The sequence below is a fragment of the Picosynechococcus sp. PCC 7117 genome (genome assembly GCF_001693275.1).
In the GTDB taxonomy this organism is placed as follows: Bacteria; Cyanobacteriota; Cyanobacteriia; order Cyanobacteriales; family MRBY01; genus MRBY01.
Genome location: NZ_CP016477.1, coordinates 2,355,998 through 2,369,209 on the forward strand (window position 1 = coordinate 2,355,998; position 13,212 = coordinate 2,369,209).

Here is a 13,212-nt window from a genome sequence, read left to right on the forward strand (position 1 = left end):
ATTTCTCCAGCCCTGAGGATGTAATGTTATGCAATCAAAAAATGGTTTACTCGTCTTCTTCTAGACCAAAGACACGGGCGACAATTTTCTGGACTTTGTAACCAGAATCAATCGACTCGAGGGGATCTTTCCGCAGACGGTGTCGCAGACAGAGGGTAACGACCCGGCGAATATCATCCACGGTCACTTCGGTACGTCCTTCATAGGCGGCGAGGGCTTTGGCGGCGCGGTTAGTAACGATATCACCCCGGAGACCATCCACATCCGCTTCGGAACAAACTTCGGAGATCTTCACCTTTAGTTCTCGATCAATGGTGACCTGGGGTAAAAGTTCCTGGGCGCGGACAAGGCGTTCCTGTTCTGCTTTTTGCTCGGCGTCGTATTGTTGCAGAAATTCTGTGGGATTTTGGTCAAAGGCCGAACGACGTTCGACAATTTCAACGCGCTGTTCGGGATTGCGTTCGGTGCGGATCTCAGCGTGCATCCCGAAACGGTCGAGAAGTTGAGGGCGCAGTTCTCCTTCTTCGGGGTTACCGGAACCAACGAGGACGAAACTGGCAGGGTGACGAATGGAAATCCCTTCCCGTTCAACGGTATTCCAGCCGCCAGCGGCAGAGTCGAGGAGGACGTCTACGAGGTGATCATCGAGGAGGTTAACTTCATCCACATAGAGGACACCCCGGTTTGCTTTTGCCAACAGGCCGGGTTCAAAGGCTTTTACCCCTTCGGAGAGGGCTTTTTCGATGTCGATGGTGCCACAAACCCGGTCTTCTGTTGCGCCGAGGGGCAGGTCAATCATCGGCACTTTTTTGCGGGCGACTTCGATTGGTTCGTTGTTTTCGAGTTTTTGCCGCACTTCATCGCCCATGAGTTCGGGGTTTGTGGGGTCACTGTTAAAGGGATCGTTGGCAACCACTTCGATTTCGGGCAGGAGATCGGCTAAAGCACGGATGGTGGTGGATTTTCCGGTACCGCGATCGCCCATGATCATCACGCCGCCGATCTTGGGGTCGATGATGTTGAGTTTGAGGGCCAGTTTCATTTCATCTTGGCCGATTACCGCCGTAAAGGGGAACACCACACGACGTTTTACTTTTTCTTGGGGAGGAGCTTCAGCCGTTACTGTCATATCAATAGAAACTTTTGTAAGGGAACGTAATTTTTTATCTTAAAAATTCACAATTTATGATTGCTGATCACCCATCGTAACAGGTGCTGGGACGATAATGTAACCGGAGTGGCGATCGCCAAGGGTTTGGTTTTTCGCCTGGCCCCAGTACCACCAGTAGGCGCCCACATAGGCACAAACTAAGGCATCGATGCGGTCTTCGATTTCCTTGAGATCAGTGCCTTTGGCCGTTGGGATCGGTTGAACGAGATCGTCCCAGCGGTGATTTAAGCTCAATTGCGGGGTAAGAGTCGTCAATACCGCTTCAATCAGACCCACCAAACGTTGTAATTCCTGGCGGCGATCGCCTAACTTTCCTTTTTTGTATTTGATAATTCGATCCAGTTGAAATAGACGCACCATCGCCGGGTGGGGAAACACCTCAATCTGGTAACGGCCCGGTTTTCGAGCATCAATTTCTGGGACATGGCCAAAGCCTAAGGCCTCAAGATCAAAGCCCAATTGGGTGGTACGGGGCGCGAAGGGGCGGTTTAAATTCGCTGGATAACAACCCGCGTGGTATTTCCCAAAATATTTGTGGGTGAGGCGATCCGGGAGGCGCGTTCCCGTTTCATTGGGGATAACTGTCGGTGCATCCACCGCAACGAGGCCCATTGTTTCTTTCGGGAGCAGTTGATCAACCCAAGTGACGATCTCGCGGGGATCAAGAAGCAGGTCAAACTGGGCGATCGCCAATTGCTGATCTTGTATTTCTAAACAACACAAACCACTGGCACCGGACGTCCAACCAAAATCAACCCCCAGAAATTTCACTTAATTACCCACATCAAGACCTTCGGGGAGAATTGTCCCATCAAAAATCGCGTTGTGGAAATTTACTTGATCCACCGTTGCATCCAGCAGCACGGCCCGGGTCAGATTCGCACTGGTGAAATTTGACCAATAAAGCTTACTACGGAAAAGTTGAGCCTCACTCAGATCCGCCCCCCGCATGGTTGTCCAGGCCATTTGCACCTTCCGGAGTACCGCCTGGCGCAGTTTAACGTTGGTAAAGTTGGCGCTATTGAGTTTCGCCTGGCTAAAGTCTGCGTGGTCGGCGATCGCCCCAGTGGCATTGACCCCGTGCATAATTGCGTGGGAAAGGTTGGCTCCCTTTAAATTCGCGCCGATCAAAATCGTGCTGGTGAGGTTCGCATTGGCAAGGTTGGCCCCTTCTAGGTTGGCCTGGGTTAAGTTCGCCCGCCCAATAAAGGCATCCGTTAAGGTCGCGTTGGTCAGGTTGGCTTCCCGCAAAATCGCTTCGTTGAGGGTGGCACAACTGAGATCCGCTGAGACCAGTTGAGCATTGGTTAAATTGGCTGCCCGGAGTCCCCCATAGGTGAGTTGGGCGGTGGTTAAATTCGCGTCGGTCAGGTCACAAGAAATTAAATTCGCTTCACTGAGATTGGCTTGGAGACTGCTATTGGTAAGATCTGCCTCCCGAAAATTTGCCTGCTTAAGGGATGCCCCCGTGAACACAATCCGGGACAAATGACTTTCCCGCAGATTGATCCCATCAAAGTTGCCGCCCCCCAAAAACGCCCCTTCAAGGTCTACTTCCCGGAAATCCCGTTCTCCGGCCGCATAGCGTTTTAATAATTCTCCCGCATCCATTCGTTTCAAAATGGTATTCCTCCTGAGACTGTGATTGGGCCAAGGCTGTGACCCAAGACATGGCGAATATGAACTTTATGAGTTTTATGAATCTTTGGTCTGCTTTATCGCATTGTAGAGTTAGTGGTCTGGGGATTGGCGATCGCCGCAATGAAACGATAATTGTCAGATGAAATTTTCCCCAATAAAAATCCCACAGACGATCTGGAGTTGTAATCAAGCATCGATCTATGGGGAACCTAATGGAAATGGGCCGAGGCCACAAAAGTCGGTTTTATTCGAAGGTTTCTGTGGGGGTGATGAGCGAACTTTCCTCCGGAGTTCCATTAACAGCAGAGGTTTCGGCTTGTTTTTTCTGACGCCAATATTCCTGTAGTCGGGAGCGATAATCGGCAGCCGCGTTATTAATGTTGGAGTTTGTGCTCTCGCGGAATTGTTCTGGATCCTTATTGCCTAAGCGCATCATGTGGATCAAATCATAGGGATTGAAGCCATCTGTGTTGCCATAGAGGGAAGAATTTTCGCTTTGCTGATAGTTTCCTTCGAGATCGCTGGCAGTTTGGGCTTGGCTCGGCGCGAAGGGCACACTGGCGATCGCGACACTAAAACCACAGATGAGAGTTAGTAGAGCAGGTTTTTTCATGGGCTTATCGGCAATGGAGTTGCGCATAGATCGTCTTTGATGACCATTGTGCCGCAAAAAAGTTTCAGGCGTGAGGATAATTACCCTCGGTTTATGGTGAAATTTTGGCTTTGGCGCACCGACAAAAAACGTCCCCCCACGGGAGACGCCTCGGTGGTCTAATTGGGCAGTTAGAAAAATGTGTCCTAGGATGCAGGACGCAGTTCATCCCCAAAAAACCAAGTGGCGGTTTTATCATCAAAGGTCACGATCGCCCCAATGCCGCTACCGTCGGTGACGCGAAAGTCTGTGATGGTGCCTACTTTACCGAGTTTATCGGCGAGATCTTTACCAACACGATCCCGCAAACGGTAGATTTGTACTTTTTGCCCGATTTCCATGCCAATTATTGCTGTACTAATAAAGGTTTAGTTAGATTAAATCATTCATCAGTGTATCGGAAACTGGTCGCAAAGATGAATTTTAGCTGGATTTGCCAATCGTCACGGCTAGTACGGCGGAGTTGGATTTGTTCGATAAATTCCCGCAGGTAAAAGCGCCGCTCGGCTTCGGATAGGTCATACCAAAAAGATTCGAGGGTGATGGTTTTGGCGATCGCCCCCAGGTTAGCGGGGGGAAGTTGGTTTAGTTGGGTTTGCAGTTGGCTAATTTCGCTACGCAGCACATAGCGGCGTTGGGCAGCCGTTTCTGGGTCAAAAATGCCCTGGGCCGTGAGATCCGGGAGGGCGGCAATGAGGCTTTCCTTTTGTTGAATCTCCTGTTGAATCTGGCCCTGTTGCTGATCTAGGGAGGGGCCTTGGTATTGCTGGGCGATCGCGGGGAACTCCTGGCAAATGCTTTGTACGGTGGCCCGGAAAATTTTGTCGTAGGCGATCGCCCGGCATTTGGGCTTGCGGGGGCAGGCGAGGGGACGCAGGTATAAATAGGTTTTGGAATGATTACGCCGACTGACACGGCTAATGGTGAGGGCACTGCCACAGGTTTGACATTGCACCAGCCCGGCCAAACAGCGGGGGGCACTGGCACTGCGGGGGGCGAGGGGACGATTACGGCGCAGGAGGCGATCAATTTGGGCGGCTTCGTTGTCGGTGAGGATTGCGGCGTGGGTTTTGGGAATGGTTGTTCCGTCACAGTAATGGAGCTGACCCCGGTAGACAGGATTGCTTAACCAGTTGCGCCCGGTGGATACGGCAATTTTTTTCCCAAAGCGCTGTTCTAGGTGACGCACGGCCCCCCGCAGGGAACCGAAGAGAAGAAAATGTTCACAAAAATCTTTGACCACGGGGGCGGTACTGCGGTCGATGAGGTAACGGTCTTGGCCTCGCTTGTAACCGTAGGGGGCTTTGCCTGGGGGTGGCAGAAATTGGCGGCGGTTTTTGGCGTGGCCCCGTTGAATTTTTTGTTGTCTGAGGCGATCGCCAATGGTTTGAAAGAGTTGGCCCAGGGCTTTTTGATCCAGCGGTTGATCGCTTTGGTAATCTTGCTCGGTAGCGATAATCCCCACACCATAATTTTCGATGTGCTGGAGGCGATCGCCAATCTCGCTGAGGTTATCCCCCAATTCATCGAGGCGACGTAGTAGTAAATAATCAGGGCGATCGCCGGCGTCGAGATCCGTGAGTAACTGGGTGAGCTGTTGCCGTTGCCCCCAATCGCTATAAATGCGATCGACCTCGACCCCCCATAGTTCTGGTTCTGGGGCGGCATCCAGGAGTGGGTCACTGTAGCTGTAGACAAAAATTGTCATCCGCCTTGAACCCTCCTTCGGTTTAGCTTTCCTCTGGGTTGGCGGATTGGCTGTGGCGAATTAAATCTTCGGGGCTAAGTTGATCGACAAAGGCGCGAAATGCTTGTCGTTCTTCTTCATCGGCATCTCGGTCTACGGGAATTGAGGCCTCAGAAATCACTTCTTCGACGACCCAGATCGGGCTTTCGGTGCGTAGGGCAATGGCGATCGCATCACTGGGGCGACAGTCAATTTCTTGGGTTTCTTCCCCCTGGGAGGTACAAAGCACCGCATAGAAAGTGTGTTCTTCTAGGGCATGGATAATAATTTTATCGAGGGTGAGATCCCAAGCTTCCAATAGATCCGCAAAGAGATCATGGGTGAGGGGCCGTGGCGGTGTTTTTTGCTCCAAGACATTCATAATTGAGCGGGCTTGATCCTGGGCAATATAGATCGGTAAGGCACGCCGTTCCGAGGCATCCTTCAGGAGAATGATCGGGCTCCGAGTAATGGCATCAAGGGCAATGCCAGCAACGTGCATTTCAATCATGGATCTGGGCCTCGGGGTAGGGATGGCAACGGGAGCAATATTTGATTCCCTTACTAACTAGTATCCTACAGCTTCGATATTCTGGGGGGATGTTGGGCCTGATTTTCGGTCAATTCCCGCTACAATCGAATGGCCCTTTTACTGCGATCGCATCACGCCCTGTGTTTACTGGATTGATTCAAGCCCTTGGTACCGTTAAAGCCCTTGGTGGCGATCGCTTTGCCATCGATATCCAGGGCCATGGGGCCAGTCAAGTGATGTCGGATCTGGCCCTCGGTGATAGTGTAGCCGTAGATGGCGTTTGCCTGACCGTCGAAACCATTGCCGAACAGGGGTTTGTTGCTACGGCCTCCCCCGAAACCCTAAAACGCACCATCCTCGGTGATGCCGTTTCCCGCTCCAATTGGGTGAATATTGAAACGTCCCTGCGGGTGGGCAGTAAGATCGGTGGTCATTTTGTGTCAGGCCATGTGGATACCATTGGCGCTTTAGAGAAGGTTGTCGAAACTGCCCGTGCCTGGGAATTGTGGTTTACGGCGATCGCCGATTACCAGGCAACCTGGGATATGAATATTTCCCCTTGTTTGGTGTCCAAGGGAAGCATTGCGGTCAATGGCATTAGTCTAACGGTGGCCGAATGCGATCGCCTGGGCCAGTGGTTCAAAGTGGCAGTGATCCCCCATACTTACGCCGAAACGAATTTGGCCTACCTCAAGCCGGGCAGTTGGGTGAACCTAGAGGGGGATATCCTCGCGAAATATGTCCAGCGATTTGTCAGTTACCAACGGGAGCAAAAAGCCCCGGACATTGGCCTCGACTTCCTCCAGGAACACGGTTATTTATAACGACTGAATTGCCAGTTTTTTCTGGTGGGGCGTAACCTGGGTTTCTTCGCCCACAACGCTCGGTAATTGTGCCTCGGCTGCTTGGGTGCGGGGCCGCATCCGAATTAGGTAATAGCCTTTTTCTCCCAGGGGATCACAGGTTAAATTTTCGGTGATTTTTTGCCAACGCAGGGGAAAACTGGCGCGGTTATAGAAGGTGAGATAAAAATCAAAGCTCTGTAGCCAAGGTGATTGGATGGTAATTTCTAAACGTTCTGCTGCATCTAAAGCGCCGTAGAAAAACTGGGTATCGGTGGCGCCAACGGGCAGAAATTCTCCTTTGACAAAAGCTTCTGGTAAGACATCCCGAAATTTAAATAGCGTAAAAATATAGTAGTGGAGCAGACAAAAATAAGGGTTTGTTTTCTGGGCTAGGGTTTGATAAAAATCATTATTTTGGGGCGAAACGACCAAGGTCGCTACGGTTAGATCTAGGTCTGTTTTAACTGTCGGAAAGCGGGGATTCACCTTGGGGTGGTAGTAGCGTAAACCGACGGTATATTTGCCCTTGGGTAAGGAGATCTTGAGTTCTGTTTGGCTGGGGTCATCGGTGAGTTGCGTGAAATTCAACACCGTACGATAGCCCGGAAAGTCGTAGATACAACCGACCCAAGCTTCTGTAGATTGACGAATCGTTTCGAGGTTAATGGTGAGTTCTTTTTCGACAGAAAGTGGCCCCAGGGTACCGATAATGGCGTGGGTATTCCAGCGGGGCGCTTTGGTCATTAAAACGGGTAAGCTGAGGAATTTTTGGAGGGATTTTTCTCCAATAATGCGCCATTCTTTTGCATTTTTTTTATTCAGCGCTAAATACAAAGTGTAGAGATTGCCAATTAGGAATTTATTGACTTTATAAAAGCCAAAGGAAAAGATTGCTAAGGGCAGTTCTAACCAGGGTTTACGCGCCATTATTTATCAGAAAAATTGTGTCCTAGATTCTACCGTAGTGGGCGATCGCCCTTTGGGTTTGCCAGGCCCAGAGCTGATCCCCATAGGAAAAATGCCACCATTCGTTGGGGTGAATCACGAAGCCTGCCTGTTCCATGGCCTGCCTAAGCAATTGGCGATTGTGATGGTACTGCTGTTCTGGGGGCGTGGTGGCGGCAGCATAAAAATCTGGGTAGGAGCGATCGCCAATGTCGTCAATCTCTCCTCCCATCGGCAGAGGTTCTTGGACGAGGTTCACCAAACGCACATCCAGGGCCGCGCCGGTGCTGTGGGGTGGCGGTGTCGCTGGATCGCGGCTCGGTACGGCCCAAAATTGCAACACCTGCTCCCAAATCTGGGCTGTTTCGGGGGGAGTTAGGGGGCGATCGCCTTTTAGCTGGGCGAAAGTGTAGTCCACCATAAATTGCTGCACCGGGATCGGTCGGTAGGCATCGAAGATTTGAATTTGGAACTCTGGATGGGCAGCCCGCAAAAAATCCTGGGCTTGGATGAGTTTGTCGAGGACTCGACGGCGTAAAAAATAAGGCGATCGCCCCCCATAATCAGCTCCCAAAGCCATGTAGGGGTGGGGCGTCACCAAAGAAAAAAGACCTGCGGGGATTGGCACCAGGGGGTCATCACTTGTTGCGATGGGGATCCGTTGATAGGGTTTGGTCATGGGACGGGGCAACTTAGGACAACGGTAGGCGATGGATCGCGTCATTAGTCCCAATCACCATCATCATTAGCGACTTATCCAGGCGATGCTCTGGCCCAGGGTTAATTTCAAAATGCTCTTCATTGCCCACTGCTAACACATTCACCCCGTAGTTGGCCCGTAGGGACAGTTCCGCTAGGGTTTTATCATGGAAAGCCTCTGGGATTTTAATCTCAACAATGCTGTGTTCTTCGTCAATATCAAAGCGGTCGAGGATTGACGGTTTTGTGAGGGTCATCGCGAGGGCGGCCCCAGCTTCATATTCTGGGTAAACAATGCGGTCGGCCCCCACCCGTTTTAGGAGCTTGCCATGTACCTCCGAGGAGGCCTTAGCCACCACATGTTCGACGCCCCCTTCCTTCACGTTTAAGGTTGTGACAATGCTTTCTTGGAGGTAATTCCCAATCGCCACAATGACAGTGTCAAATTCAAAAATACCCGCCTGACGCAGGGCCATCACCTCGGTGGAATCCAATTGCATTGCGTGGGAGACGAGTTTTTCGGAAACCACCTGGGCGACTAATTTCGGGTTGATATCGGTGCCGAGGACTTCGTAGCCCATGTTATGTAATTTTGTGCAGACGGCGCGACCAAATCGTCCCAGGCCAATGACCGCAAACTGACGACTTTCTTCCTGCCGAAAACCCTGAAAGAGAAAATTCCAATTCCGTAAATTCACCGTTTGTTTTACTCCAAAACCCAAATGGTTGTTAACTCGTGGCTAATGTGATTGCGAAAGGTTCAAAATGCTGTGGAGGCGATCGCCGCATCTTAACCGATGATCCTACTCGAATTTCAAGCGCTAGTGAAGCCTTGGGACATTCCTCTGGCCGAGGTGCTGCGGCTCAACCCACCAATAAATTTTCTTCGGGATAGCTAATGCGGCGTGGGGTGATTTCCCCGACGATGGCCGACATCAGCAAGAGTACCCCGACCCGACCACAGTACATGGTGGCAATTAGGGTCAGTTGACCGACAGCAGAAAGGCTGGCAGTAATCCCCGTGGACAGGCCAACGGTGGCAAAGGCCGAAATCACCTCAAACAAAATCGCAATCAATTCGATCTCAGGGTTGCTGATGGAAATAATCGCTGTAGCAATGGTAATCACGGTGGCAGAACCGAACACAACGGCGATCGCCTTAAAAACGATACTCTGGGCAATTTCACGGTCAAAAACAGTGACACGGGTTTGACCATAGAGCACGGATTTGGTGCAATTCGCCAGGATATTAATGGTGGTTGTTTTGATCCCGCCCCCGGTGCCACTGGGACTCGCCCCAATAAACATCAAACCCATGGTGATAAACAGTCCGGCGGTACTCAGCTTGCCGATGTCAATGCTATTAAACCCAGCGGTGCGGGTGGTCACCGATTGAAACCAAGCGGCGATCGCCTTATCACCCCAACTCATCCCCGCAAAGGTGGTTGGATTGGCCCATTCCACAAACAAAAAAGCCACAGTCCCCAGACCCAGGAGCCAGAAGGTGGTAGAGGTGACCACTTCAAAATTCAACGAAAAGGTAAAGCGTCGGCTTTTGCGCTGGAGACGGTGCCGCAACCACAGATACATTTCGATGATCGCCTCATAACCAATGCCACCAAAAATGATCAAGCCAGAGATCGCCCCGTTCACCAGGAGAGAATTTTGATAGCCCACTAAACTATCCGCAAACAAACTGAAGCCCGCATTGTTCCAGGCGCTGATGCTGTGAAAAATTGCGAGCCATAACCCCTCACCAGGATCAAAATCTCGACTAAACCGCCCAAAAAGCAGGAAAATCCCCGTCAGTTCCCCAATGAGCGTGGTAGCGATAATCGAACGAATCAAATTTCGACTACCTTGGTTGTAGGGTTGGTCAAAGGATTCTTTAATGGCAAATTTTTGGGCCAAGTCAAACCGACGCCCCAGCAGCAGCATGAGAAATGTCGAGAGGGTCATGTAGCCTAGTCCCCCCAGTTGGATCAACAGAAGAATAACTCCCTGGCCAAAGTTGGAAAAGGCTGTGCCTGTATCCACCACAATTAATCCTGTAACACAAACGGCGGAAGTCGAGGTAAATAGGGCGACGAGGGGACTATTCCATTCCCCGGAGGCGGTGGAAAAAGGCAACATTAAAAGCAACGTACCCAATAGAATAGCTCCGAGAAAGCCGAGGCAAATGGTTCTGGCGATGGTCATGGCCGATCAAGATTACAAAAAAGCATTTATAAAAGATCAAAAAAATGAAATGGCATTAGGCGCGCCACTGGGCAAGCTGTTGGCGGAGGGCCAAGCGGAGGCGCACCAGGAGAGGATTTTGTCGCTGGAGTTGGATATTGCCTGGGTATTGGCCTTGGTAATCAAAGAAATGATTAACCTCCTGGAGAATGGTGGCAAACCGGAGCAAAATCGTTTCGGTGCGGTATTCCTGAAAGAGGGCTTGGGCATTGGTGGCGGCTGGGGGATTGTTGAGGGCGGCCAAAAGGCGATCGCCATCGTATTCGACACAATAGGTACTGATTTTTTGACAATTGAAGCCCGGATCTAAGTAATCTGCTAAAGCACCGTTGACGCTACTAAAAACTTGGCAACCACAGGCGATCGCCTCTAGGGGGGGCAAACCAAAGCCTTCACTCACCGCATTATTCAGCCAATATTCCGCAGAATCATAGAGATAAATTTTACTGCGATTAAAGAGGGCCGCAAGGTCTGGCACGAAGGAATTTATCACTTCTACGCGACATCGTTGCTGGAGGTAGGGCACCAGTTGCTGGAGCACATAGCTAGAAGTTTTACGGGTTTGCACCAATACATCAATATCCCGTTCTTGCTGCCAGTTCTCGAACTCCGGGGAAATTTGATTGGGTAGATAAAACAAAGGATTATTCGGTGCCCGTTGTCCCCAATAGCCTAGGGAATTGCGACTCACCGCCCAAATGGGAATGCGACTGGGGAGCTTAAACCCATAGCCGGTGCTGTGGGCATGGTAAACCACCGGATGCGATCGCAGTTGTTTGACCAGACGCGGAATATCAAAGCCCCAACTGATCACAAAAATAGCTTCCTGGGGCTGCACCTGGGGCAGCAGTTCCGGTAAATAAAGGTGATCTGGGGATTTTTCTCGGTAGGTGACTAAATGGGCGGATTGCAGTTGTTGGGCCAGTTCACAGGTCTTGATTTCGGCAAAGAGGCCACCGCTGGCAAATTTTTTACTGACACCGGGGACGAGGAAATAAAGCGATCGCATAGTAGCCATTGGAAGAGTCTCTAAAAATATACTGTTTATCTGGAAAAATACTCGGCAGGGCCAGAAATCCCCTTAAAATCAGAGGGTCAGTGTTCCTTGGTAAGTTCGTCATGACCCCTCCTCTGCTTCAGGTTCAAGATCTACACATCGCCTATCCTGCCCAGGGTCAAGCTTTACAGTGGGCCGTTGCTGGGGTGTCTTTTCAGGTGAATCAAGGCGATCTCCTCGGCCTCGTGGGCGAATCCGGCTGCGGTAAATCCACCATTGGCCGCGCCCTGTTGCAACTACTGCCACGGGGTTCCCAGGTAACTGGCAATGCCACTTTTCAAGCAAAACCAATCCTCAATTTACAGGGCGAAGCCCTACGCCACTACCGGGGCGAAGTAGTGGGGTTAATTTTCCAAGACCCAATGACCAGGCTCGATCCCCTGATGACCATCGGCAACCACTGCCTCGAAACCCTCCGTTGCCACCGCCCCGACCTCAGCGCCCAAGCCGCAAAACAAAAAGCCCTCGAAACCCTGACGGCTGTGCGCATTCCCGAAAACCGCTGGCATCAATATCCCCACGAATTTAGCGGCGGGATGCGTCAACGGGTGGCGATCGCCCTAGCCCTGCTGCTCGATCCCAAATTCATCATCGCCGACGAACCGACCACTAGCCTCGATGTCACCGTTGCCAACGAAATCCTCCAGGAACTGACCCGTCTCTGCGCCGAACGGGAGATGGGCTTGTTGCTGATTTCCCACGATCTCGCCATGGTCGCCGAATATTGCACGGACATTGCCGTGATGCACCAAGGTCAAATCGTCGAAACTGGCCCCGTTAAACAAATCTTCAATGACCCTCAGCATCCCTACACCCAATCCCTCCTCGAAGCCGCCCTCCACCTCCACAGCGATCAAGAAATTTCCCCTCACCAAGAGAAACAAGCGATCCTCTCCCTCGAAAACCTAGAGCAACATTACACCCTGGAGATCAACCTGTTTCAACGGCTAATCACGGGCAAAAAAACCCAGGTGATCCGCGCTGTCGATGGGATTAACCTTGACATCTATGAAGGGGAAATTTTGGGCCTTGTCGGGGAATCCGGCTGCGGCAAATCCACCCTCTCCCGGACAATTTTGCAACTGATCAAACCTACGGGTGGCAGAGTTATCTTTGCAGGGAAAGAATTAAACCGACTGTCAGTGGGACAAATGCGACCGGAGCGACGGCACCTCCAGATGATTTTTCAAGATCCCCATGCTTCTTTGAATCCGTTGATGACCGTGGGGGAAAATATCGGTGATCCGCTCCACATTCACCAGTTAGCGACGGGGCCAGCGGTTAAAGAAAAGGTCTTGCAAATGCTCGAAAAGGTCGGTCTAACGCCCGCTGAGGAATATTATGCTCGCTATCCCCGGCAACTGTCTGGGGGGCAACAGCAACGGGTGGGCATTGCCAGGGCTTTGATTACCGAGCCGCGCCTTGTGATCTGTGATGAACCCGTGAGTATGCTCGATGCGAGTATCCAGGCTCAGGTTTTAGATTTAATGCAAGCCCTAAAAGCGGAGTTTAACCTAACTTATCTATTCATTACCCATGATCTGTGGGTGGCGAAATTTTTGTGCGATCGCATTGCGGTGATGAACCAGGGCAAAATCGTTGAATTAGGCCAGACTACCGACATTTTCAATTATCCCCAACACCCCTACACTCAGAAACTTCTGGGGGCTGCCCCCCTCCTCCACTCCGCGTAATCATCTTGCTTA

At 51.2% G+C, this 13,212-nt stretch carries 13 protein-coding genes and 1 pseudogene; 2 read left to right on the forward strand and 12 right to left on the reverse strand.

Annotation, left to right across the window (positions count from 1 at the left end; translation table 11 throughout):
• Positions 1-46: 46 nt before the first annotated feature.
• The 7 genes and pseudogenes from bchI to AWQ22_RS11405 form a co-directional block, all read right to left on the reverse strand.
• On the reverse strand, positions 47-1,129 hold the full coding sequence (bchI, locus tag AWQ22_RS11375) for a magnesium chelatase ATPase subunit I (RefSeq protein ID WP_065711150.1): 1,083 nt from the start codon (positions 1,127-1,129) through the stop codon (positions 47-49).
• Between the two features lie 54 nt (positions 1,130-1,183).
• Positions 1,184-1,942, reverse strand: coding sequence for a DUF429 domain-containing protein (locus AWQ22_RS11380; protein ID WP_065711151.1), 759 nt, complete (start codon positions 1,940-1,942; stop codon positions 1,184-1,186).
• Entirely contained in the window at positions 1,943-2,782 is an 840-nt protein-coding gene (locus AWQ22_RS11385) for a pentapeptide repeat-containing protein (protein WP_065711152.1), read from the reverse strand.
• 274 nt (positions 2,783-3,056) lie between these two features.
• On the reverse strand, positions 3,057-3,425 hold the full coding sequence (locus AWQ22_RS11390) for a hypothetical protein (protein ID WP_143596776.1): 369 nt from the start codon (positions 3,423-3,425) through the stop codon (positions 3,057-3,059).
• A 185-nt stretch (positions 3,426-3,610) separates the two neighbouring features.
• On the reverse strand, positions 3,611-3,805 hold the full coding sequence (locus AWQ22_RS11395) for a DUF2862 domain-containing protein (RefSeq protein WP_012307858.1): 195 nt from the start codon (positions 3,803-3,805) through the stop codon (positions 3,611-3,613).
• Between the two features lie 677 nt (positions 3,806-4,482).
• Positions 4,483-5,172, reverse strand: a pseudogene (locus tag AWQ22_RS17435) (recombinase family protein); the annotation flags it as partial.
• A 22-nt stretch (positions 5,173-5,194) separates the two neighbouring features.
• Positions 5,195-5,701, reverse strand: coding sequence for a bifunctional nuclease family protein (locus tag AWQ22_RS11405; protein WP_030007331.1), 507 nt, complete (start codon positions 5,699-5,701; stop codon positions 5,195-5,197).
• Positions 5,702-5,862: 161 nt separating this feature from the next.
• On the opposite strand from AWQ22_RS11405, the gene ribE reads away from it, so the two are divergent.
• Entirely contained in the window at positions 5,863-6,546 is a 684-nt protein-coding gene (ribE, locus tag AWQ22_RS11410; protein WP_065711712.1) for a riboflavin synthase, read from the forward strand.
• Here ribE and AWQ22_RS11415 read toward each other — a convergent pair.
• The 5 genes from AWQ22_RS11415 to AWQ22_RS11435 form a co-directional block, all read right to left on the reverse strand.
• Positions 6,541-7,494 (reverse strand): DUF6208 family protein, encoded by a 954-nt coding sequence (locus AWQ22_RS11415; RefSeq protein WP_065711154.1) that lies wholly within the window; start codon positions 7,492-7,494, stop codon positions 6,541-6,543. The two genes, ribE and AWQ22_RS11415, sit on opposite strands and share 6 nt — an antisense overlap.
• Before the next feature lie 22 nt (positions 7,495-7,516).
• Positions 7,517-8,191: a M15 family metallopeptidase gene (locus AWQ22_RS11420; protein WP_065711155.1), complete on the reverse strand. Its 675-nt coding sequence runs from the start codon at positions 8,189-8,191 to the stop codon at positions 7,517-7,519.
• 13 nt (positions 8,192-8,204) lie between these two features.
• Entirely contained in the window at positions 8,205-8,909 is a 705-nt protein-coding gene (locus tag AWQ22_RS11425) for a TrkA family potassium uptake protein (protein WP_012307864.1), read from the reverse strand.
• A gap of 166 nt (positions 8,910-9,075) precedes the next feature.
• Complete coding sequence (locus tag AWQ22_RS11430) at positions 9,076-10,410, reverse strand: TrkH family potassium uptake protein (RefSeq protein WP_065711156.1); 1,335 nt, start codon at positions 10,408-10,410, stop codon at positions 9,076-9,078.
• A 55-nt stretch (positions 10,411-10,465) separates the two neighbouring features.
• Positions 10,466-11,467, reverse strand: a complete 1,002-nt coding sequence (locus tag AWQ22_RS11435) for a glycosyltransferase (protein ID WP_232321354.1) — start codon at positions 11,465-11,467, stop codon at positions 10,466-10,468.
• Positions 11,468-11,580: 113 nt separating this feature from the next.
• Between AWQ22_RS11435 and AWQ22_RS11440 the strand changes: the two genes are divergently transcribed.
• Positions 11,581-13,200, forward strand: coding sequence for an ABC transporter ATP-binding protein (locus tag AWQ22_RS11440; RefSeq protein ID WP_315862446.1), 1,620 nt, complete (start codon positions 11,581-11,583; stop codon positions 13,198-13,200).
• The last annotated feature ends 12 nt before the right edge of the window (positions 13,201-13,212 follow it).

What these genes read in the sequence shown, in the direction of transcription:
- bchI (WP_065711150.1), bottom strand. Translation starts at nt 1,129, where the DNA reads ATGACAGTAACGGCTGAAGCTCCTCCCCAAGAAAAAGTAAAACGTCGT.
- AWQ22_RS11385 (WP_065711152.1), bottom strand. Translation starts at nt 2,782, where the DNA reads ATGGATGCGGGAGAATTATTAAAACGCTATGCGGCCGGAGAACGGGAT.
- AWQ22_RS11390 (WP_143596776.1), bottom strand. Translation starts at nt 3,425, where the DNA reads ATGAAAAAACCTGCTCTACTAACTCTCATCTGTGGTTTTAGTGTCGCG.
- AWQ22_RS11395 (WP_012307858.1), bottom strand. Translation starts at nt 3,805, where the DNA reads ATGGAAATCGGGCAAAAAGTACAAATCTACCGTTTGCGGGATCGTGTT.
- AWQ22_RS11405 (WP_030007331.1), bottom strand. Translation starts at nt 5,701, where the DNA reads ATGATTGAAATGCACGTTGCTGGCATTGCCCTTGATGCCATTACTCGG.
- AWQ22_RS11415 (WP_065711154.1), bottom strand. Translation starts at nt 7,494, where the DNA reads ATGGCGCGTAAACCCTGGTTAGAACTGCCCTTAGCAATCTTTTCCTTT.
- AWQ22_RS11420 (WP_065711155.1), bottom strand. Translation starts at nt 8,191, where the DNA reads ATGACCAAACCCTATCAACGGATCCCCATCGCAACAAGTGATGACCCC.
- AWQ22_RS11430 (WP_065711156.1), bottom strand. Translation starts at nt 10,410, where the DNA reads ATGACCATCGCCAGAACCATTTGCCTCGGCTTTCTCGGAGCTATTCTA.
- AWQ22_RS11435 (WP_232321354.1), bottom strand. Translation starts at nt 11,467, where the DNA reads ATGGCTACTATGCGATCGCTTTATTTCCTCGTCCCCGGTGTCAGTAAA.